Source organism: Kistimonas ophiarachnellae, assembly GCF_057552235.1.
Map to the genome: position 1 here is coordinate 22,909 of NZ_BAAJPA010000022.1, position 21,449 is coordinate 44,357.

A 21,449-nucleotide genomic window follows, 5' to 3' on the forward strand; every position below is an offset into this window, starting at 1 on the left:
ATCCTTAGAAATGTTCTGGTAGCTTTCCGCTCCTTGAGAAGCTGCCGACAGGTATTTACCACAGAGCGGCCTACTCGGGGGGCTTTGCCTCCTTCAGGATGATGACTTGGAGAGAAACGGGGCTGAAACCATGTCAGCACAGAACAAGCCAGAGACAGGCAACCTGCTGAAAAACTTCTCGCCTTACCAGGAGAAGAAGGGTGAAGAGTACATGTGCGATGCACAGCTTGAGCACTTCACCAAAATCCTCCAGCAATGGAAGCAGGAGCTGATGGAAGAGGTTGACCGGACGGTCACCCACATGAAAGACGAAGCCGCCAACTTCCCGGACCCTGCCGACCGTGCAAGCCAGGAAGAAGAGTTTAGTCTGGAACTACGCACACGTGATCGTGAGCGGAAACTGATCAAGAAGATTGATCAAACACTTCAGCGTATCGAAGATGGCGACTATGGCTTCTGCGATTCCTGCGGTGTCGAAATCGGCATCCGTCGCTTGGAAGCGCGACCCACTGCCACCCTGTGTATTGACTGCAAAACCCTTGCAGAAATCAAAGAGCGCCAGCTGGGATCCTGATATCCCCATCTATGGCAGCTACTCTCTACCGGGGGCGTTTCGCCCCCTCGCCTACCGGTCCCCTGCATTTCGGTTCCCTTGTCGCAGCGCTTGCCAGTTACCTGGACGCAAGAGCGCATGAAGGGGAATGGTATGTCCGCATTGAAGACATTGATCCACCACGAGAAGTCCCGGGTTCCAGCTCTGCAATTTTAAAGGCGCTGGAAGTCTATGGTTTAACCTGGGATGGCGAACTGGTCTGGCAACATGATCGTTATGATGCCTATCGGGAAGCAATCAGCCAGCTACGCCAACAGGGCGTTGCCTACCCCTGCACCTGTTCCAGAAAAGAACTGGCCGGATATCACAATATTTACCCGGGAACCTGTCGCAAGCGTACCGATGATCCGGACACGCCCTTTGCCATTCGCCTGAACTGTGGCGATGATGTCATCACATTCAATGACGACATTCAGGGCGAGCAGCAGTTTGATATGAAGGAACTGGGTGACTTCATTATCTTCCGCAAAGACCAATTATTTGCTTACCAGTTGGCAGTGACTGTCGATGATGCGAACCAAGGGATCACGCATATTGTGCGAGGGTCTGATTTACTCGACTCAACACCACGGCAGATTTGCCTGCAACGTCATCTGAATGTACCGACACCGGTTTACGCACATATTCCTGTCATCATTAACCCTGACGGCAGCAAACTCAGCAAGCAGAACCTGGCGCCAGCCTTGCCGTTGGACAATCCGATCCCCATGCTGCTGAAAGCACTGCACGCACTTCACATTCCTGTTGATGACGACATGCTGTCATCAGACCCGGAAACCATTGTGACATACGCAATAAGTCAATGGTCGTCTAAAAAACTCCCGCAAACCCTGTCCATTCTGGAACTCAGTTTACCCAGCGTTGCACACAAATAACGGGCAGCATTTCCTTCACCAAGTTTCATAAAACTGTCTTATTGCGTTTCACAAACGTTGTACTAAGTTTTATTAAGAATCGAAATAAACTTGCCAAGGAACAGGCAGCTGATGACCGCACAACCACTGAGGATAATCCTCGTTCTATCCATGATCAGTTTCACGGGTATTGCTCGTGGGGACAATGCTGATCAACTGCTGGATATGGATCTGGAACAGCTGGTTGCTTCAGAAGTCACTTCCGTATCGAGAAAATCACAATCCATTCTTGCAGCACCCGCCGCTGTTTATTCCATTACCCAGGAAGATATCCGTCGAAGTGGCGCCCGTTCCATACCGGATGTCCTTCGTATGGCGCCAGGTCTCCAGGTTTATAAACTCAACAACCATACCTGGTCTGTCAGCGCCCGTGGAAACAGCAGCATTTTCTCCAACAAAATCCTGATATTGATTGATGGCCGTTCCATTTACAGCCCATTCATTGGCGGTGTTCACTGGGATACCCAGAACATGCTGCTTGAAGATATTGAGCGCATCGAGGTCATCCGTGGCCCCGGCGCTGCCTTGTGGGGCGCCAACTCTGTGAACGGCGTCATCAATATCATCACCCGCAGCGCACGGGTGACCCAGGGCACATACGCCGAAGTGGGTGCGGGCGATCTTGAAAAAGGATTCGGCGCCATTCGCCACGGAGGCCAAATCGGCGATGACATTTCCTATCGCGCCTATATCAAACAATTTGAGCAGGGTGCACAGGATGATTTAGGGAGCACGCTTGCTGAGCGTAAGCAGTACCTGGATCCCAGCGCAGAAGACAACCGTCGAATGAAGCAGGCAGGGTTCCGGGTTGACTGGGATAAAGGCGCTTTGGACACCTTCATGTTCAAAGGCGACATCTATCGCGGCGAAACTTATGTTCCCAGCACTACTTTCAGTGGCCCAGTATTTTTCAACCCCTTTGATGCCAAAAACTATGCCACGCCAGTATTCCACCCCTTTGACACCCGTCAGTTTGGCGGAAACACCCATTGGCGCTGGACGCGCACCCTTGAGAATAATTCAGAAGCCGTACTGCAATTCTGGTATGACCGGTACGAAGCCGACAGTTATGTACTTGATGAAGACCGGAACACCTGGGACATTGATTTCCAATACAGCTTCGACCTGTCCAGCGCCACCAGCGTTGTCTGGGGGCTGGGCTATCGCTATGTGGATGATGATTTCCACAGTCACTACATCAGTGAATACGACAGCATGGTCGTCACACCAAACCACTGGAACACTGAACTGTACAGTGCTTACATGCAGGGTGAATTCACACTTGTCCCGGAGAAATGGAACCTGACGCTCAGTGGTCGCATCGAGCATAACGACATCACAGGTTTTGAACTGCAACCCAACGCACGCCTGATTTATACACCCGACGCTTATCAGTCCTTCTGGGCAGCGCTGTCCAAGGCTGTGAGAACGCCCACCATGGCGGAAACAGGTATTGATATCATCAACCCTGGCCGCCAATACAACCGCAATGAATCACTGGATTCCGAAAAACTCATCGCCCTGGAACTGGGTTACAAGCGGCAGTTTAACGACAGACTGTCCATGGATAGCACTGTCTTTTTAAACCGTTTTGACGGCCTCAGTGGTCAGATTGATCTGGGCGACTGTGTTGACTTTTTCACTGCCAGCCAACCGGCCATCGCCTTCCCCACCTGCGAACGGACAACACTGGAGAACCTGCTGGATGGCTATGCCTACGGTCTGGAACTCAGCATGGACTGGAAGGTCAGGCAGAACTGGCTGTTAAAAGTCGCCTATAGCCACCTGCAACAGGACATGCAGGCCAACCGCTCGGATGCCATCGCCAAAAACAGTGAAAAAACTCAGGAAGAAACCAGTGCCCAGAATAGCCTGAGCCTGATGAGCCGACACAACCTGCCACATGGTTTTGAACTGGATATCTGGGTACGTTACAGCGACAGTCTGTCAGCGCCTGACATCAGCCTGCCATCGCTGACAACCATGGACGTGCGCATTGCAAAACGCTTTGGCAACATGGAACTCTCAATTACTGGCCAGAATCTGCTGGATAGCAGCCACCCTGAATTCGTGGATGTCCTCTCAGGCCAGATAACAACGGAAGTTCCCAGAAGTATCTATGGCAAAATCAGCTGGGATTTCTGAGGGTAACCATGATGAACAATCCTCGGAATAACCCAAAACCCTTTTCACGGATAATGGCCCTGATCACCCTGCTATCAGCCTGCTTCTTCAGTCATGTCGCTAACGCAGAAAGTAACGACAACAGCCAACTGAAAGCCGTCATACTCCTGAAAGCCCTCAAGTATGTTCAGTGGCCCGCACAAGCCCTGACTAATAACACCATACGATTATGCATGGTTGGAAAAGGATCAATTAACCGTGAACTAAAGGAGCTCAGTGGCAAGAAACTCTCGGGCAAAAAAGTACACGTCATATACTACGAAGCCTTAAAGAAAACCGACTTGTGTCATCTGGCATTTATTAATAATTCAGCCTCTCACCAGCTTCATGAACTTGTACGCCTTCTGGCTACACAGCCTGTTCTGACCGTCAGCGACATCCCCGCGTTTGCAACGAGCGGCGGCATGTTTGAACTGAACGAAAGCAAGGAAAGAATCAAGCTGGTTGTCAATCTCAAGGCAACCCGTGCCAGTGGCTTTCTCATCGGTTCACAGTTATTGAGAATGTCTCGGGTTATTCGCTAACACAGTCCACCGCAAAATCTTTCATTGCCATTTGTTGCGCCTTTCCCTTTGCTGTTCAGCCGTTTACCATGATCCCTCATTACAGGCAGTCAGGTCTCATGGCAGGTTATGTATCTCCACCGGCTGGTACTCTTACTCGTAATTGGCATCTACCTCTTTTCGCCCGCCATCATGCAGTGGTGGATTGAGTCGGCGGAAGGCTGGTACCGCCCCTGGATTCTCTGGTTTATTCTCATTGTTGCCGGTTTCCTGCTGCAGACCAGGAGGGGGCAGGATGAGTTTTGACCTGGGCCAGCTGACAGGCATCAGTATTGCCTACCTGCTATTCCTGTTTGGTTGTGCCTGGGTGACTGAAAAGGGCTGGATTCCCGAACGTTTCATTGCCCACCCGTTGACGTATGTGTTGTCACTGGGGGTATACGCCGGCGCCTGGGCATTCTTTGGTACGATTGGGCTGGCGCATCAATTCGGTTTTGTTTTCCTCGCCTACTACCTCGGGATATGCGGTGCTTATCTGCTGGCTCCGGTATTACTCTCCCCGATTCTGCGCATTACCCGAACCTACCAACTGGGTTCACTGGCCGATATTTTTGCCTTCCGCTTTCGCAGCACCTGGGCAGGCACACTGACTACCATTTTCATGTTACTGGCAGCACTGCCGCTGTTGGCATTGCAGATTCAGGCAGTCGCAGACACCATCCACATCATGACCATGGAGTCCTCCCAGGAGCGTCTGGCATTCGGCTTTTGCCTGATCATCATGTTATTTGCCATGGCGTTTGGCACCCGACATATTGCCACCCGGGAAAAACACCATGGCCTGGTATTTGCGATTGCCATGGAATCCGTCATCAAGCTGGTGGCCATGCTGACGATCGGCGGCGTCATTTTATTCCAGGTGTTTGATGGACCCCAGGGCCTGCAACAATGGCTGGATGTTAATGCCGAAGCACTGACGTCTTTACACGCACCACTGCAGGATGGTCCCTGGCGTACGCTGCTGCTGATGTTCTTTGCATCAGCCATTGTTATGCCCCACATGTTCCATATGGCATTCAACGAGAACCTTAACCCTCGTCACTTGAATGCAGCCAGCTGGGGATTACCACTCTTCCTGCTGGTGATGAGCATTTCCGCCCCTCTGATTCTCTGGGGAGGCTTGCGGCTGGAAACCTCTGCAGTCCCGGAATATTTTATTCTGGGTATCGGGCTGGCCTTGGAATCACCCGCACTGAGCATTATTGCCTACGTCGGCGGCATGTCTGCCGCCAGTGGACTGACCATTGTGACAACGCTGGCGCTATCCGCGATGATCATGAACCACCTGGTACTGCCGGTTTATCAGCCCCCCACCAACATCAACATTTATCGCTGGCTTAAATGGACAAAGCGCCTGCTGATTGCTGCGATCATTCTCACCAGCCATGGCTTCTACCGTTTGCTCAAAGCCCAGCAGGATCTGACCAACCTGGCGATTGTCGCCTTTGTCGCTACCCTGCAGTTTTTACCGGGCGTACTTGCAACACTGTACTGGCCTCAGGCAAATCGGAAAGGTTTCATCTGCGGACTGGTTACCGGCATGGCCGTCTGGTTTTCCACGATGCTGATACCGCTGACCGGCAACCTTGATGTGATTGACTTGTACTGGGTACAGATTTCTCTTACCAGCAATACCTGGCATTGGGCGACACTGGCATCTCTGGCAGCCAATATCATTGTATTTATCCTGGTATCAATGAGCTCCCCGATATCACGGGAAGAAGAGAATGCAGCCGAAGCCTGTTCCGTACAAAATCTCGACAGACCCAGTCGCAGAACAGTAGCTGCAACATCCCCTAAAGAATTTCAGGAAAGACTGTCACAGCCGCTTGGCACTTATACGGCTCAACGTGAAGTTGCACAGGCATTGAATGATCTGAAGATGTCCATCAACGAACGTCGTCCGTATGCCCTTCGTCGTTTACGTGACCGGCTTGAAGCTAATTTATCCGGGTTAATGGGTCCCAGCGTGGCGCAGGAAATATTGAATCGCTGGTTACCCTATGAAGAGCAGGCTGACGCCTATATCACGGAAGATATCAATTTCATTGAGAACCGCCTTGAAGACTACCACTATCGTTTAACCGGTCTTGCTGCAGAGCTGGATAGCCTGCGTCGTTATCACCGCAGAACCTTGCAAAACCTGCCCATGGCTGTCTGCTCACTCGGCCGTGATGGTGAAATACTGATGTGGAACCGGGCCATGGAACATACGACCGGCATATCCGGTAACAACACGGTAGGCTCCAGACTTAATAGCATTGATGAACCCTGGCGCTCCCTGCTAAGCACCTTTGTTGATGACAGCTCGCGCCACCAGCACAAACAAAAACTGACCATTTCAGGGCAACCCCACTGGTTCAACCTCCATAAGGCAACCATCAGTGAATCAGAAGCCGAAACGGACCAGGGGTTGGTGATTCTTCTGGAAGACCTGACTGACACCCAGATGCTGGAAGCAAAACTGGTTCACAGTGAACGACTGGCGTCCATAGGCAGACTGGCTGCCGGTGTTGCTCATGAGATAGGCAATCCTTTGACGGGGGTCGACTGTCTCGCCCAGGAGCTGCGAACCTTATCCGATGATCAGGACACCCGCGAAGTCGCTGAACAGATCCTTGACCAAACCAAGCGCATCAGCCGGATTCTGCATTCCCTGATTAACTTTGCGCACAGCGGTCAAACGTCGGAAAGCCTGACGATCGAACCGGTCAGCCTGTATCAATGCAGTAATGAAGCCACTTCCCTGTTATCACTGCGCAAGGACAACCGGGGCATTCGCTTTGTGAACAACTGCGACCCTGACCTGCTCGCCACTGGTGACCCGCAAAAACTCACCCAGGTCATCATCAACCTTCTGAGTAATGCCCGTGACGCGTCGCCAGAAAATGCCGTTGTCACCATCAATACGATCGCCTGGGAACACTCCATTACCCTGGAGATAACCGACCATGGTTCAGGGATTCCGGAACACCTGCGTGACCGTCTGTTCGAGCCCTTCTTTACCACCAAGGAAGCGGGAAAAGGCACAGGATTAGGGCTCGCGCTCGTCTACAGCATTATTGAAGAACATTTTGGTACAATCACCATCCAGTCACCGGTCGATGAAGAAACCCATCGCGGCACCCGGTTCAGCGTCAGCCTGCCACGGCACCTGGCGGAACTGAACCAGGCGACACCGGAGCCATCACCGGCTCACCGGGATATGGAAGCAGTCTAATAACAGTCGAGGTCGGAGAATGCATCAGGATCACATACTGGTTGTCGAAGACGAGGCCGTCATACGCTCCTCACTGCGTCGCCTGTTAACCCGCAATGGCTATACAGTCACCGAAGCAGAATCTGTGGCAGATGCCCGCCAACATGATCTCGACAGCTTTGCCCTGATCATTTCCGATCTGCGCCTACCGGGCGAACCGGGAACCGAAATGATTCGCCTGGCCAGCAATACGCCGGTTCTTATCATGACCAGCTATGCCAGCCTGCGCTCTGCGGTAGATTCCATGAAGATGGGCGCTGTCGACTATATTGCCAAGCCCTTTGATCATGACGAGATGGTGCAGTCGGTCACTACAATCATCAGTCGGGCGCGCGAGAAGACTGATAAAACCACCAGCCAATCTGCTGCACACTCCGCGACTACCGAAAATGTTGAGACCGGGATTATTGGTGAATCCGAGGCGATGCTGGATCTTTTCCGACGCATCAGCAAAGTATCACCGACGAATGCAACCGTTCTGATCCAGGGAGAATCCGGTACCGGCAAGGAACTGGTCGCCCGCGCCCTGCATGAAAACAGTCAACGCTGTGATGCACCGATGATTTCCGTCAACTGTGCAGCGATTCCGGAAACACTGATCGAATCCGAACTGTTCGGCCATGAGAAAGGCGCTTTTACGGGAGCGACAGCCGCCAGAAATGGTCTGGTAGAAGCCGCAGATAAAGGCACGCTCTTTCTGGATGAAATCGGTGAGCTGCCACTGGAAGCACAGGCCCGTTTGCTACGGGTATTGCAGGAAGGTGAAATCCGTCGTGTGGGATCCGTGCAGTCTCAAAAAGTGGATGTTCGACTGATTGCAGCCACGCACCGAAATCTCAAACAACTCGCCCGTGAAGGCTTGTTCCGGGAAGACCTTTATTACCGGCTTAATGTCGTCGAACTGCATCTCCCGCCACTTCGGGATCGGGGGCAGGATGTCATCCTGATTGCCGAAGCCCTTCTGGCTCGCACCTGTGAACGCATGGGCATTGAGAAAAAACTGTTCACGCCTCAAACCCTGGCGACGATCAGCAGTTATCCATGGCCCGGCAACGTCCGTGAACTGGAAAACGCCATGGAGCGGGCGGTCATCCTCTGTGATGATGAAATGATTACACCGGATCTGCTCGGTATCGATACCAGCACCCGCCTGTCAACAGACCGCCCGGCCGGTGACAGCGATGACGATAATCCTGACGAGCTTTCTCTTGAAGATTATTTCCAGCGCTTTGTACTGGAACACCAGGAGCAAATGACTGAAACCGAACTGGCGCAGAAACTGGGCATTAGTCGTAAATGTCTCTGGGAACGTCGGCAACGCCTGGGCATTCCCCGGAAAAAATCAGCCAGTTGAATGAAGCAATAAACTAATCAGGTCAGGGGTAGCGAGTCACTCTGACAGGATAATGATTCAATCAATTCCTGTTACGTTGCTGCCCCGATATACAAAATCTGCCGTTGCTATAATTGCTCGCAACATGGCGCTATTATAAAAAGATAAACAATCATTCTATTGAGCAGCACACTTCCCCATGGAGTCAGGCGGAAGTATCAGGCAGGGACTGGCATGACTACTCAACAATCTGTCTCAAGCAACGCGCTTACTTTCTTTTCCTTTGTGGCACTCTTGCTGTTGCCTGATACCTCGCTGACAGCAAATCCATACCAACTCGCCATGCAACCGGCAACTGCGCCTGCTTACAATGACTCCCAGAGTTACTGTGAACGCCGTCGTCTTGAGCGACAGCGCGATATCAACAATAACCCGGATATCGACCTTCGCGTCCCCCTTCGTCAGACAGGCGACGCCAACTGCTTCACCCCTGCCGAAAACCTCTACTATGTCAGTCTGGTCACCGCACAGGCCGAATTGGGTAAGAACGCGCCCTGGTATGACAACATGAGCGTCAAAACTCGCAAGAAGGCTGATCTGGCGTGCCAGGTGATGGGATATGGTGAAGGGCCGCTCAGCATGTCATACGAAGACTGCATTGATGAGCGTTTCCTGGAACTCATGGAGCCCTACAACGACGAATACCGGGAAGAAAGCGCCATCTATATCAACAAGCGCAACCGACGCAGCGAGGAAATCGTCAAGCAGTGCGTGACGGCCTTCCACCAGAACCTGCCCCAGCTTCCGAGACAGATCCAGTTCCCGCTGGCCTACTATGACAAGAAACTCCACTCCTACCCGGCCTGGTATTTTGAAGGCCGGCTGGATGACGAGACGTGGATCGAAAGCATGCAGGAAACCCGCGCCAGCGATGTGGTCACAGATGCCCTGGGGGAACAATGCCCCGGCGACATGGTTTTCTGGCTCTATCTTTCCGGCTAGTCCTGCCCGGACTCTATGGTTACCTGCCATAACGATAGAGACTGTCTATGCTTGCGGGTGAATGATAAAATGCCGCTTTCGATTTCACGATGAATATTAGTCACCCCATGGCAGTAATCAGGAATACCCACAGATTATGACAAGCAAGCGATCCGGATTCATCCATCGCTTGTTCAGCTATGTCACCGGCAAACAATGCGATACCCGTCCCGAGGCGCCGGTACCGACACTCAGCATCCTGCCACGGGATCAGCATACGATCTCCCGCAGGCATATCAGCGATAACGCCCTCAAGGTACTGCACCGACTGAACAGCCACGGCTACCAGGCCTATTTGGTGGGTGGCTGTATCCGCGACCTGATGCTGGACCTGCATCCCAAGGATTTCGATATCGCCACTGATGCGACACCGGAGGACGTCAGGGGACTATTCCGGAATTCGCGTATCATCGGGCGTCGGTTCAAGCTGATCCATGTCGTCTTTGGCCGTGAAGTCATCGAGGTGGCGACATTCCGTGCCAGCCATCGTGCGGAAGATGATGAACATGACAGTTCCGTCTCCCACCACTCCCAGAAAGGCAGAATTCTGCGTGACAACGTCTACGGCACCATTGAGGATGATGCCATCCGCCGTGACTTCACCATGAATTCGATTTACTACACAACCACCGACTTCAGTATCCATGACTACTGTGGTGGCGTGCAGGATATTCACGACAGGGTTATCCGCCTGATTGGTGACCCGGAAACCCGCTATCGCGAAGATCCGGTGCGGATGCTGCGAGCCATTCGCTTTGCCGCCAAGCTGGATTTCCATCTTGCTGATAGCACGGCCTCGCCCATCCCCCAACTGGCCCACCTGCTGAAAGATATTCCGGCGGCACGCCTGTTTGATGAAGTGCTGAAGCTGTTTCTGTCAGGCCGTGCAGAAAGTACCTATTACCTGCTGCAGGATTTCCATCTGTTTGAATCCCTGTTCCCGGTCACGCAAACCAGTCTGAAGGAAACACCGGAATTCGAGCAGATCATCATCAATGCCCTGCACAACACCGATCTCCGTATCCAGGAAGACAAACCGGTTACCCCTGCGTTTTTCTTCGCCGCGATGCTGTGGCCGGCACTGGTTCGCCTGCGTAATCGTTATCAGAATGAAGGCATGCCACCGGTACCGGCCCTGCAACAGGCTGCCACCCAGGTCATTTCCCAGCAATGCCGACGCACTGCTGTGCCCAAGCGTTTCACCATTCCCATGCGGGAAATCTGGGAAATGCAATCACGCCTTGAACGCCGACAGCCTCGCCGGGTTGATGAACTGGCCACGCATCCGCGTTTCCGTGCCGCCTATGATTTCCTGTTGCTGCGTGAACAGTCAGGCGAAACCATTGGCGATGCCGGACAGTGGTGGACAGACTATCAGTCCTCGTCACGGGATGATGACCGCCAGACACTTCTGAAGCAGCTACACTCAGTGCCGGGCAACAAGCGCAAACGTCGCCGGCGACGTCCTCGCAAGCGTCCGGGCAACACGGCTTAACCCCCACCCCAAACTCTTATGACTGCCGGCTACAGATGCAGGCAGTCATGTGTTACAGGTATGTCACGATGTCCGTCACGGCCTATATCGCCCTTGGCAGTAACCTTGAAGAACCGGAGCAGCAACTTCACAGTGCTGTCGCTGCCCTGGAACAATTGCCGAAATCCAGACTGCTGACCGTCTCCCCCTATTATCAAACTGCCCCCGTTGGTCCTGCCGGACAACCTGACTACATCAATGCCGCCGCAGCCATTGAAACCTCATTACCCCCCCTTGAGTTACTCGATGCCCTGCAGGCCATTGAAAACAGTCATGGCCGGGTACGCACCATCCGGTGGGGAGCAAGAGTACTGGACCTGGATATTCTGCTTTATGGCGACGAAACCATTGAGTCTGAACGCCTTACCGTTCCGCATCGTGAGATGTCGTGGCGCAACTTTGTACTGATTCCCCTGGCCGATATTGCACCGGATATCACACTCCCGACTGGACAAAGCATTAAAAAGCTTTTACAAAACATTGATAGGAAAGGAATCGAACGACTCAGTGACAGCCTGGTAACGGAAGCATAAATCAGCTGCGCCATCGTTCATGACACTGGATTACGAAAACTGTTTGCATTGAACCCAACAGTTTTAGGCACGCGCAGTAATGCACGACACAAGCCATTGAGCGGAAGTCTGTGCATTGTTGTGAATGAAAGGAGCTGTCATGGAAGCCGCCACTTTACCGCATACTGCAGATGCATCGCCGACACCTGAAAAGGAAGACTTCCCGCGTTTCATCGCCGTGGAAGGCCCGATTGGTGTTGGAAAAACGACACTGGCAAGGCGTCTGGCGGCAACCTTCAATTACGATATTCTGCTGGAAGAAAGCCCACAGGATAATCCTTTCCTCAGCCGCTTCTATCGCCATCCACGCCAGATGGCGTTGGCGACTCAGCTTCACTTCCTGTTTCACCGGGCCAGCCATTTACAGTCAATCCGCCAGAATGACCTGTTCCGTTCTGTGCGGGTGTCTGACTTCTGTATGGAGAAAGATCTCCTGTTTGCCGAAATGTACCTTTCTGCGGATGAACTGGAACTGTATAACCGTGCTTATGAAATGCAAACGAAGGATTTGCCGACTCCGGACCTGGTCATTTACCTGCAGGCGCCGGTTGATATCCTGAAAGAACGCATCCGCGAACAGGGGGATGAAGCAGAAAGGCTGATTGGTCACGGTTACCTTAAACGCTTGAACGAAGCCTATGCAGAGTTGTTCCACTACTATGATCAATCTCCCCTACTGATTGTGAACGCTGCTGAAATAGACCTTGTTCATAACGAACAGGATTACCGGCAACTGGTGGAAGAAATCATGTCGTGTCGCAAGGGCAGGCATTACTTCAACCCGAAACCCTCAGAACTCTGAATACAACATTCTGCTAACACCCAGTGACACTTTCAAGGGTGACGCCGGATTAAAGCAATACATATGTTTGCAGATGTTGTAGTTCAAACCGGGATCTGACAGGCACTTCCTGGAAAATCGGTAATATCTGAACCAAGTCAGATCAGGCATATCAGTCAATTTGATAGCTTTGACGTCTCATACGACGAGTCATATGCTCCTGGACGCTGTAACTGATTTCCTTGATCACCCATTTGTTGGCCTGTGTTTTATAACCAACAACCATCATTCGGCTATTTAATCCAGCAGATCCATAGTACTCTCCACAATCACCAATTGAACGACGTATTATCGTTGTTCCACTGGCAACATAGTCGCACATCTCGGCGATATCTCGTGAAAAACTATCGCATCCTTCAACCTGACTGAATGATACGTGTGAAATTCCCCTATCCGTTACGGTTAAGCGGCACCCTGTAAACTCTGAGGTTAAAAGAACGGAGCAGTCTGAATTATCTAATTCTACCCAGGTGACCGACTCAACCGAATATAATTGCCATGGTAACCAATAAACCAAATCACAGTACTGGGCACCAAAGTTCTCAGTACTAATTACAAGCATTTGAGCATCCTCTCTCAAATATAATATGTCATAAAATACCAACCTCACCCCCCTGAATGTATCCATACTCTGTTCAGTAAGTTCGCCTAAAAGCTTAATATCTATAGGGTTAGAAGCCTCTATTTGTTCAAATATATGCTTTAATTTCATAATTAAACAATCTCATTAATGTTTGATATAAACCCTTGAAGTAATATGACTTCCTGAGTCTGTCTAGACCATCATGAAGACAATCACTAATCCGCGCCCCCATTCAGCGAAACCTGTTAGCGCCCGGCCTCTCAAAAGCAAACTTCAACATGCCCTGGCAACTGACAGTGCTCAACATCTTATTTTAGGCAGGCTATTTTCTAACCGATAACCACTGCACCATTGTCACTGACCTACCCGATCGCATTGCACAATGCAGAACAAAACGAATACCCACTGGAAATACGCGCCGGTTTCCACCAATATAGCCCCACTATTACCGTTTCCCGTCATATAAAAGGTTATTAACGGCCTGCCTGACACCCGGTCAGGCGACCCAAGGCAACATTACCAATGACTCAAATAACACTGCATACTCTCGCTGCCCTGAAGCAGTCCGGCGAAAAATTCACCTGTCTCACCGCTTATGATGCGACGCAGGCCAACCTGGTAAGCAGTAACGGCACGGAAGTGATCCTCATCGGTGATTCCCTTGGCATGGTCTGCCAGGGTCAATCCAGCACTGTGCCCGTCACCATTGACGATATGGTCTACCACACCCGCTGCGTCAGTCGCGGTAACCAGGGCGCCCTGCTGATGGCGGATATGCCCTTCATGGCATCCGCGATGGAAGAACAGGCGTTGATGAACTGCGCCGTACTCATGCAGGCAGGCGCCGACATCATCAAACTGGAAGGCGGACGCTGGTTGTGCCCGACCGTCAAGAAGCTTTCTGAGCGCGGCATTCCCACCTGCCTCCACCTTGGTTTGACGCCACAAACGGTCAGTATGCTGGGGGGCTACAAGGTTCAGGGGAAAGATACCGGCAGCGCCAATCGCATGATAGAAGACGCCTGTCTTCTTGAGCAGGCCGGCGCCAACCTGCTTCTGCTTGAATGTGTACCCACTCAACTGGCCCGTGAAATCACCATGGCTGTCAATATTCCTGTTATCGGTATTGGTGCGGGCCCCGACACTGACGGTCAGGTACTGGTCATCTATGACATGCTGGGCATGACAGCCGGTCATCGCCCCCGCTTTGTCAAAAACTTCATGACCGACAGCGGTTCGCCGCAGGGTGCTGTCGCCGCCTTTGTCAGCGATGTAAAAGAAAGCCGCTTCCCCGGACCGGAACACGGATTTTATTCAGAATGAAAACTGTCTACAGCATAAACGACACCAGGGACTATATCCGCAGCGCCAGGGCACAGGGACGCAGCATTGCCTTTGTCCCGACCATGGGGAACCTGCATGACGGACACCTGTCGCTGGTTAAAAAAGCGAAAGAACTGGCGGATGAAGTTGTCGTCAGTATCTATGTGAACCAGCTGCAGTTCGGCCCCAACGAAGATTACGACAGCTACCCGCGTACCTTTGAGGAAGACCAGGCATTACTGGAAGCCCACGATGTACAGCTGGTCTTTGCGCCGTCATCCCATGAGATTTATCCGGAAGGTGCAGAACATCACACTGTCGTGCGTGTGGATGCGCTGGATAACATACATTGCGGCAAAAGCCGTCCCGGTTTCTTTACCGGTATTGCAACCGTTGTCACCAAGCTGTTCAACATCGTACAGCCGGACTACGCCGTGTTTGGTGAGAAAGATTTCCAGCAGCTCTGCATTATCCGGAAAATGGTCAACGACCTGATGCTGCCGGTGGAAATCATCGGCGCGCCTATTGCCCGTGCTGAAAATGGGCTGGCTCTGAGCTCCCGCAATGGCTACCTCTCTGCGGAAGAAAAGCAGACGGCTGCTATCCTCTATCAGACGCTGACTGGCGCTCGTGAAACGATCACCGCCGGCGATCGCAACTATGATGCAATTCACCGTGACGCCTTCGTCAAACTGGCTCGTGCCGGCTTCAAACCTGACTATTTCAATATCGTCAGCCGTCACACGCTGCAGCCAGCCACACTGGCGGATAAAGAACTGGTCATCCTTGCCGCCGCGGTGCTTGGCCGTGCCCGCCTGATCGACAATATCCAGATTGATCTCTAGGGAATCCTACGGACGACCTGCCGTTAGAACCCTGCTTGCCGAATGGGCAGGCAGGGTTTAATCTTCGACCTCCGCCGGGGGCTATCCCCGATCCGACGAGTGTTCCGCAAGAGGGGATTCAATGCACAACATTATGCTCAAGGCCAAATTTCATATGGCCTCTGTGACTCATGCCGTTTTGAACTACGAAGGTTCCTGCGCCATCGACGGTGAATGGCTGGATATGGCGGGGCTGCGTGAATACGAGCAGATCCAGATTTATAACAAGGACAATGGTGAGCGTTTCACAACCTATATTATCCGTGGCGAAGAAGGTTCACGGATGATCTCCATGAATGGTGCTGCGGCCCGCAAGGTGTCGGTTGGGGATCGGGTGATTATCTGCGCGTATGCCAGTTACTCTGAAGAAGAGCTGGAAAACCACAAGCCTGCTCTGATCTATCTGAACAAAGACAACACCATAGACCATACCGCGAACGCCATTCCGGTACAGCTCGGTTGAACAGTCTGCCCCTGTTTGTACGACAGGGGCATATTATGACTGACCGGATTACCCACCAGATCGCTTAGCCTGATAACCCAGCTTCGTCAGCTCCGCGACCATGACTTCGACATGATCACCCTGTAACTCAATATTGCCATCCTTGACGGCACCACCACCGCCACAGCGCTTTTTGAGCTGTTTGGCTAACGCTTTCAGGTCATTGCCGGTCATGGGTAAACCGGTAATCACCGTGACCGTCTTACCACCACGGCCTTTTTTCTCCGGCCTTACACGAACAATGCCGTCTGTTTCGGGAAGGACTTCCCCAGGCTTTTCCTCGCGGATACGTCCCTGGTCCGTGGAATACACCAGCCTGCTGTTCTTACTCATACCATCACATCCTCAAGGCAGGGTTACCCCTGCTCAAGCAATCTGCGTAAATCAATGATCGCGGCATTGGCGCGGGAAATGTAGTTCGCCATTACCAGGGAGTGATTAGCGAGAATACCAAAACCATCCCCATTCAAAATGATTGGACTGCCCAAAGGCTCCTGGGTTTCACGCAGTTCGCGAATAATCTGTCGCAGGCTGACCCGGGCGTTTTTCTTTTCCAGCACATCGGCGAAATCCACTTCCACGGCGCTCAACAGTGCAATCAACGCCCATGAGGTACCGCGAGCCTCATAGAAAATATCATCAATCTTGTACCAGGGCGTTTTGACAACAACTTCTGATTCACTGGGGGTCGACTGTACGGCCTCTGCATCACCGGCCAGATCGGTATTCAGCCGAGACTTGCCAACACTGGCGCTCAAACGTTGGGACAATGAGCCGAGACGGGTTTCAACATCCTTCAGCCAATCGGTCAGGTTATCCGCCCGGGCATAGAACTGTGCCGGATCGCCAGGATCAGACAGTCGCCCGAGGTAACTGTCCAGACGATTAATACCACGACGGTATTCGCCTTCACTGGATGGAAGCGCCCAACTATTGGAATCAAAGTTGAATTGCGGTTCGGCGATCGCCAGGTCCGCATCTTCCCTGGACTGGGACTGTGAACGGCTGAATTCTTTACGCAGTGCGCGGGTAAAGTCCCGCAGCTGAACCAGGGCGCCCAGTTCCCAGTTGGGCATGTTATCGAGCAGCACGCTGGGCGGCATGATGTCGTTGCGCAGGTATCCACCCGGTTTGTCTAACAGGGTTTCACCAATCCGAATGGCGGTTGTCGTTGAGGTAAAGCCCGGCACAACCTCGCGGCTCATTGCCTGCGCTTTCTGCGCCGCTTCCTGTCTGACATTGAGCAGGTCCGGCTCACGGCTCCAGTAAATCCCGAGAACCACATTGACCAGGATGAAAAGGGTGATCAGGGTAATGATCAGCACATTAACCGCTTTGTGGCCGGCAAACGGATTGCGCAGATAACTGGCAGCTCCCGAACACCGCTCCTTGAATCTGTCCAGTGACATGATTTCTCCTTTGTTCTGACAGGCCTTCCCCGAGTTTCGCTATTATGGGCAAACTCGGGGAGAACCACTAGCATCAGGAGAAAGAATATGCGGGATTAGCCAACCTTCCCGCCAGGGATTCAGGGGTAACGACCCGCGGCCGGCATATCGGTAAAGAACTCGCTTGCCCGTTCCCGGAATACCCGCCATGCGCCGACCCTGGAGGATGGAGCCACCCAGCGTTCATTAAAATTCCGGTCCAGCATCCAGAGGTCACTGGAATTGAAGGCATAGACCGGCATCAGGTCATCCCGTTCCGTGACAGGCCGGATTCCGGCTTCCAGGTTATCCAGCACCAGGGCGGGGCCGCCGTGCCTCGGGGTCACCAGAAGCACCATGTGCGCCTGGTTCAGGGTCAGGGAACGGACATAGGCAAGCCGCATGCGGCGTTCATCAACCCCCGCCCGTTTCAGGGTGAAAAACTTGGCTATGGCGTAGTCTTCACAGTCCCCCGCGCCCCGCGCCAGCATTTCCTGCGGTGAGGCCCAGTAGTCTTCCTTTTTCCAGAGCTTGATGTCGTTGACAAAGGTCAGCTTGTTGAAGAAACGGTTGGCCTGGTCCAGTTGCGTGTCTTCCGCCTGCTGACGAAGATGGTCGACAAACTGATGCCATTCGGCGATTTTTTCTTGTGCCCGGGGGGAGATTTCGGCATTGCTACCGGTTCTGGAATCATTGGCAATCGCACTACCAACAAGCCCTAACAACCCATACAGGACTAATGCGATACTTCTCAAAGGATACACACTCCATGTGACAGCTATCCCTAGGAAAAATATAGTCCAAATTTTGGCACGGTCAGAAAATTGCCTTTATTCATGATTTTTTGATCACTTGCGCCTGCGGAATTCAAAAAAACCGACAGCATTCTCTGCCCCAAACATGATCACGGGTATGGCATCGACGTTTCAGTATGCGTATAATCTCGCCGCGCGGGCCCATAGCTCAGTTGGTTAGAGCATCCGACTCATAATCGGCAGGTCGTAGGTTCAAGTCCTACTGGGCCCACCATTCACGCTTTTTTATACCTGTCTTTCCCTTCTGTTTTTATTCCATTTATTTCTCTGAAACGCTTCGTGTCTTGCTCGTCGCGCTTAAACTGGTGCAAAAAGAAATATGGTCTAGATTTTTAAAAAGGATTCTTAATATAAAAAATGCTGGCCAGGGAGCTGCCACATTATGAATACATTCAATAAAACCGGACTGGCTGTAGCACTCTGTTCTCTCTTCTCTGTACCCAATGCCATCGCTGAAGATGACTTTCTGGATATGAGCCTTGAAGAGCTGGTATCCCTGGAAGTGACATCAGTATCGAAAAAATCCCAGAGTATTCTTGAATCCGCCGCAGCAATTTATGCCATTACCCAGGAAGACATCCGCCGCAGTGGCGCCAAAACGATTCCCGACCTCCTTCGCATGGTGCCCGGACTCCAGGTCTCCAAGGTCAACAGCAATAACTGGTCGATCAGCTCCCGGGGATTCAACAGCGTCTTTTCCAACAAGCTGCTGGTGTTGATTGACGGTCGCTCCGTTTACACTCCGCTCTATTCCGGGGTCACCTGGGACATCCAGGACCTGGTGCTGGCCGATATTGACCGGATTGAGGTCATCAGGGGGCCAGGCGCCGCACTATGGGGGTCCAACGCGGTGAATGGTGTCATCAACATCATGACCCGCCCCGCCGCAGAAACCCAGGGTGCTTATGTTGAGGTTGGCGCCGGCAGCTATGAGGAGGGTTTTGGCAGTTTCCGCTACGGTGGAGAACTGGGTGACAGCGCCTATTATCGTGTCTACTACAAGTACAATGACCGCGACAGTCAGGAACCGATGAACTCAACAACGGCCGCGAATAATTCGGACATCGGGCTGGATACCGTATCCAGCGTCGATGACCGCTGGCACATAAACCGCACCGGTTTCAGGATTGACTGGGATAAAACAGCTGAAGATTTCGTGACGCTCCAGGGTGACCTGTACAAGGGCCACACCAACGCGACCGTAAAGACTTTTGACCGCACGACTGGCACCTCGGCCTTTGTTTCGCCGTCCAACAGGCAGTCCGGCGGCAACCTGCTGGGACGCTGGACCCATAAGATCTCGGACGATTCAGAAACCATTACCCAGTTCTATTATGACCGTTATGAAAACAGCAGCATCCGGGCGCCCCGCCATCGTGATACCTGGGATATGGATTTCCAACACCGCTTCCCACTCACGGAGCGTCAGGAAATCATCTGGGGACTCGGATACCGGAAAGTCGATAACAAAGTCTACACCGGCCAGTTCGTCGATTTTGATCCACGCTCACGCACCACCGAGCTTTACAGCGCCTTTATCCAGGATGAAATTACCCTGGTGCCCGACCGCTGGCGCATGACGCTCAGTTCCCGGTTTGAGAACAACGAGTTCACCGGAGATGAAATCCAGCCCAATGCACGCGTTATCTTTACTCCGGATGCTGAACAATCTTTCTGGGCAGCCGTTTCCAAGTCAGTCAGGACACCGTCTATTGCAGAATCGGATTCTGAGGTGTACGGGTTTCAAGAGCATGCCGCCAATACTTTTGTCGCTTTTGCAGGTAATAACGAGCTTGAATCAGAAACACTGTACTCCTATGAACTCGGTTATCGCCGTATATTCAGTGAAACACTGACTATCGATACCACTGTTTTCCTGAATCATTACAAAAACCTGGCAGCAACCAGCCAGACTACCTGCGAAGAACTGGGTATGACAGATATTTCCGGTTTTCTACCAGGACCACCGCCATCACCGCTATGTCAACCGAGCCTTAGTTTCACTGCCCCCTTTTATTTTCCAGTGATGATCGACAACGCCATGGAAGGCGATGGTTACGGTTTTGAGATAGCAGCCGATTGGCAGGTCAAGGATAACTGGAAGTTGAAACTGGCCTATGGTTTCCTCCAAATCGATCTGCAAGCAACCGATAACAACGCCGTCACCACTACCATTGAACCGGTATTTGAAACGACAACGGCAGAACACAACATGAGCCTCATGTCCCGCCATAACCTTGCCGAAAACTGGGAACTCGACCTCTGGCTTCGTTACCAGGACAACGTACAGGGTGTTGGCGTCCCATCCTTCGTGACCGCCGATATCCGCATTGCCAAACGCGTGGGTGATTTCGAATTCTCCATCGTCGGCCAAAACCTTTTGGACAGCCAGCATCCGGAATATCTCGACACCTTCACCGGCATCGCCAGCACCGAGGTTCCCCGAAGCGTCTACGGGCAGGTCAGCTGGCAGTACTAACCTGCCAGCCCGGAGGCAATTCAGGCCATGAAGCCCACTAAAAGCCCGTTTCAGGGGTTACGGCTCATTGCCCTGTTTCTCTGCATCATCGCAGCCAACCTGGTCAGCACGCGCCCGGAGGCGGCGCCAGTGCAGGAGGACCGGGTCAAGGCGGCCATCCTCTATAAAATGACCCGCTTTATTCAGTGGCCCCGAACAGCACGGACGGACACACTGACAATTTGCATGCTGGGGAAAGACCCCCTGAATACCTACGTCGCCTCACTGAAAGGCCGAAAGAATATGAGTCAAACGATTGACGTAACTATTCTGACGACCTTCGATCGCAAGACCTCAGTCTGTAACCTGCTGTTTGTCAATGAGAGCGCGAAAAAGCAGCTTGAACATGTTCTAAACTCATTAAGGAGCACACCTGTCCTGACTGTCAGTGATATCAAGGATTTCGCCAAACAGGGCGGCATGGTGGAGCTGGTCAGGGAAAGCAACAGGGTCAGTTTCACACTGAACCTGCCGGCGGCCAAGGCAGGCGGCTTTGTTGTCAGTTCCCAGTTAATGAAGATCGCCCGGGTTATTCGATAAGCG

At 52.3% G+C, this 21,449-nt stretch carries 20 protein-coding genes and 1 tRNA gene; 17 read left to right on the forward strand and 4 right to left on the reverse strand.

What is annotated here, in order from left to right:
• Nucleotides 1–130: 130 nt before the first annotated feature.
• The 11 genes from dksA to AC27K1_RS20225 all read left to right on the forward strand — a co-directional run bounded on the left by dksA (nt 131) and on the right by AC27K1_RS20225 (nt 12,815).
• Nucleotides 131–574, forward strand: coding sequence for an RNA polymerase-binding protein DksA (gene dksA, locus AC27K1_RS20175; RefSeq protein ID WP_487152596.1), 444 nt, complete (start codon nt 131–133; stop codon nt 572–574).
• Nucleotides 575–585: 11 nt separating this feature from the next.
• A complete protein-coding gene (gene gluQRS / locus AC27K1_RS20180) occupies nt 586–1,488 on the forward strand; it encodes a tRNA glutamyl-Q(34) synthetase GluQRS (RefSeq protein ID WP_487152597.1) in 903 nt (300 codons plus the stop codon).
• 111 nt (nt 1,489–1,599) lie between these two features.
• Nucleotides 1,600–3,672, forward strand: coding sequence for a TonB-dependent receptor plug domain-containing protein (locus AC27K1_RS20185; protein ID WP_487152598.1), 2,073 nt, complete (start codon nt 1,600–1,602; stop codon nt 3,670–3,672).
• Nucleotides 3,673–3,680: 8 nt separating this feature from the next.
• Nucleotides 3,681–4,235, forward strand: a complete 555-nt coding sequence (locus AC27K1_RS20190) for a YfiR family protein (protein ID WP_487152599.1) — start codon at nt 3,681–3,683, stop codon at nt 4,233–4,235.
• 108 nt (nt 4,236–4,343) lie between these two features.
• Nucleotides 4,344–4,520, forward strand: coding sequence for a hypothetical protein (locus tag AC27K1_RS20195; RefSeq protein WP_211825455.1), 177 nt, complete (start codon nt 4,344–4,346; stop codon nt 4,518–4,520).
• On the forward strand, nt 4,510–7,494 hold the full coding sequence (locus AC27K1_RS20200; RefSeq protein ID WP_487152600.1) for an ATP-binding protein: 2,985 nt from the start codon (nt 4,510–4,512) through the stop codon (nt 7,492–7,494). The genes AC27K1_RS20195 and AC27K1_RS20200 overlap by 11 nt, the downstream gene beginning before the upstream one ends.
• Nucleotides 7,495–7,513: 19 nt before the next feature.
• On the forward strand, nt 7,514–8,887 hold the full coding sequence (locus AC27K1_RS20205) for a sigma-54-dependent transcriptional regulator (protein WP_487152601.1): 1,374 nt from the start codon (nt 7,514–7,516) through the stop codon (nt 8,885–8,887).
• A 213-nt stretch (nt 8,888–9,100) separates the two neighbouring features.
• Nucleotides 9,101–9,868 carry a hypothetical protein gene (locus AC27K1_RS20210; protein WP_487152602.1) on the forward strand — a complete coding sequence of 256 codons (768 nt, stop codon included), beginning with the start codon at nt 9,101–9,103 and terminating at the stop codon, nt 9,866–9,868.
• A gap of 136 nt (nt 9,869–10,004) precedes the next feature.
• Nucleotides 10,005–11,402 carry a polynucleotide adenylyltransferase PcnB gene (pcnB, locus tag AC27K1_RS20215; protein ID WP_487152603.1) on the forward strand — a complete coding sequence of 466 codons (1,398 nt, stop codon included), beginning with the start codon at nt 10,005–10,007 and terminating at the stop codon, nt 11,400–11,402.
• A gap of 68 nt (nt 11,403–11,470) precedes the next feature.
• Nucleotides 11,471–11,974, forward strand: a complete 504-nt coding sequence (gene folK / locus AC27K1_RS20220) for a 2-amino-4-hydroxy-6-hydroxymethyldihydropteridine diphosphokinase (protein ID WP_487152604.1) — start codon at nt 11,471–11,473, stop codon at nt 11,972–11,974.
• 139 nt (nt 11,975–12,113) lie between these two features.
• A complete protein-coding gene (locus AC27K1_RS20225; protein ID WP_487152605.1) occupies nt 12,114–12,815 on the forward strand; it encodes a deoxynucleoside kinase in 702 nt (233 codons plus the stop codon).
• A gap of 151 nt (nt 12,816–12,966) precedes the next feature.
• Here AC27K1_RS20225 and AC27K1_RS20230 read toward each other — a convergent pair whose 3' ends face one another.
• Nucleotides 12,967–13,566, reverse strand: a complete 600-nt coding sequence (locus AC27K1_RS20230; protein WP_487152606.1) for a hypothetical protein — start codon at nt 13,564–13,566, stop codon at nt 12,967–12,969.
• A gap of 393 nt (nt 13,567–13,959) precedes the next feature.
• Here AC27K1_RS20230 and panB point away from each other — a divergent pair, with 393 nt between their 5' ends.
• From panB to panD, 3 genes are all read left to right on the forward strand, one after another.
• Nucleotides 13,960–14,760, forward strand: coding sequence for a 3-methyl-2-oxobutanoate hydroxymethyltransferase (gene panB, locus AC27K1_RS20235; protein WP_487152607.1), 801 nt, complete (start codon nt 13,960–13,962; stop codon nt 14,758–14,760).
• Nucleotides 14,757–15,605, forward strand: a complete 849-nt coding sequence (gene panC / locus AC27K1_RS20240; protein ID WP_487152608.1) for a pantoate--beta-alanine ligase — start codon at nt 14,757–14,759, stop codon at nt 15,603–15,605. Before panB ends, panC begins: the two co-directional genes overlap by 4 nt.
• A gap of 121 nt (nt 15,606–15,726) precedes the next feature.
• Nucleotides 15,727–16,107 carry an aspartate 1-decarboxylase gene (gene panD, locus AC27K1_RS20245; RefSeq protein WP_395180010.1) on the forward strand — a complete coding sequence of 127 codons (381 nt, stop codon included), beginning with the start codon at nt 15,727–15,729 and terminating at the stop codon, nt 16,105–16,107.
• A 48-nt stretch (nt 16,108–16,155) separates the two neighbouring features.
• Here the strand turns inward: panD and yciH are convergent, their stop codons facing one another.
• From yciH to AC27K1_RS20260, 3 genes are all read right to left on the reverse strand, one after another.
• The gene (gene yciH / locus AC27K1_RS20250; RefSeq protein ID WP_487152609.1) at nt 16,156–16,479 is read right to left on the reverse strand and encodes a stress response translation initiation inhibitor YciH; all 324 of its coding nucleotides are present in this window, start codon (nt 16,477–16,479) and stop codon (nt 16,156–16,158) included.
• 23 nt (nt 16,480–16,502) lie between these two features.
• Nucleotides 16,503–17,555 (reverse strand): DUF2333 family protein, encoded by a 1,053-nt coding sequence (locus AC27K1_RS20255; RefSeq protein WP_487152610.1) that lies wholly within the window; start codon nt 17,553–17,555, stop codon nt 16,503–16,505.
• Nucleotides 17,556–17,674: 119 nt separating this feature from the next.
• Nucleotides 17,675–18,328 (reverse strand): transglutaminase-like cysteine peptidase, encoded by a 654-nt coding sequence (locus AC27K1_RS20260; RefSeq protein WP_487152611.1) that lies wholly within the window; start codon nt 18,326–18,328, stop codon nt 17,675–17,677.
• A gap of 197 nt (nt 18,329–18,525) precedes the next feature.
• Here AC27K1_RS20260 and AC27K1_RS20265 point away from each other — a divergent pair.
• The 3 genes from AC27K1_RS20265 (at nt 18,526) to AC27K1_RS20275 (ending at nt 21,446) form a co-directional block, all read left to right on the forward strand.
• Nucleotides 18,526–18,602 (forward strand) — tRNA-Ile (locus AC27K1_RS20265).
• 168 nt (nt 18,603–18,770) lie between these two features.
• Nucleotides 18,771–20,867 carry a TonB-dependent receptor plug domain-containing protein gene (locus AC27K1_RS20270; protein WP_487152612.1) on the forward strand — a complete coding sequence of 699 codons (2,097 nt, stop codon included), beginning with the start codon at nt 18,771–18,773 and terminating at the stop codon, nt 20,865–20,867.
• A 27-nt stretch (nt 20,868–20,894) separates the two neighbouring features.
• Complete coding sequence (locus AC27K1_RS20275) at nt 20,895–21,446, forward strand: YfiR family protein (protein ID WP_487152613.1); 552 nt, start codon at nt 20,895–20,897, stop codon at nt 21,444–21,446.
• The last annotated feature ends 3 nt before the right edge of the window (nt 21,447–21,449 follow it).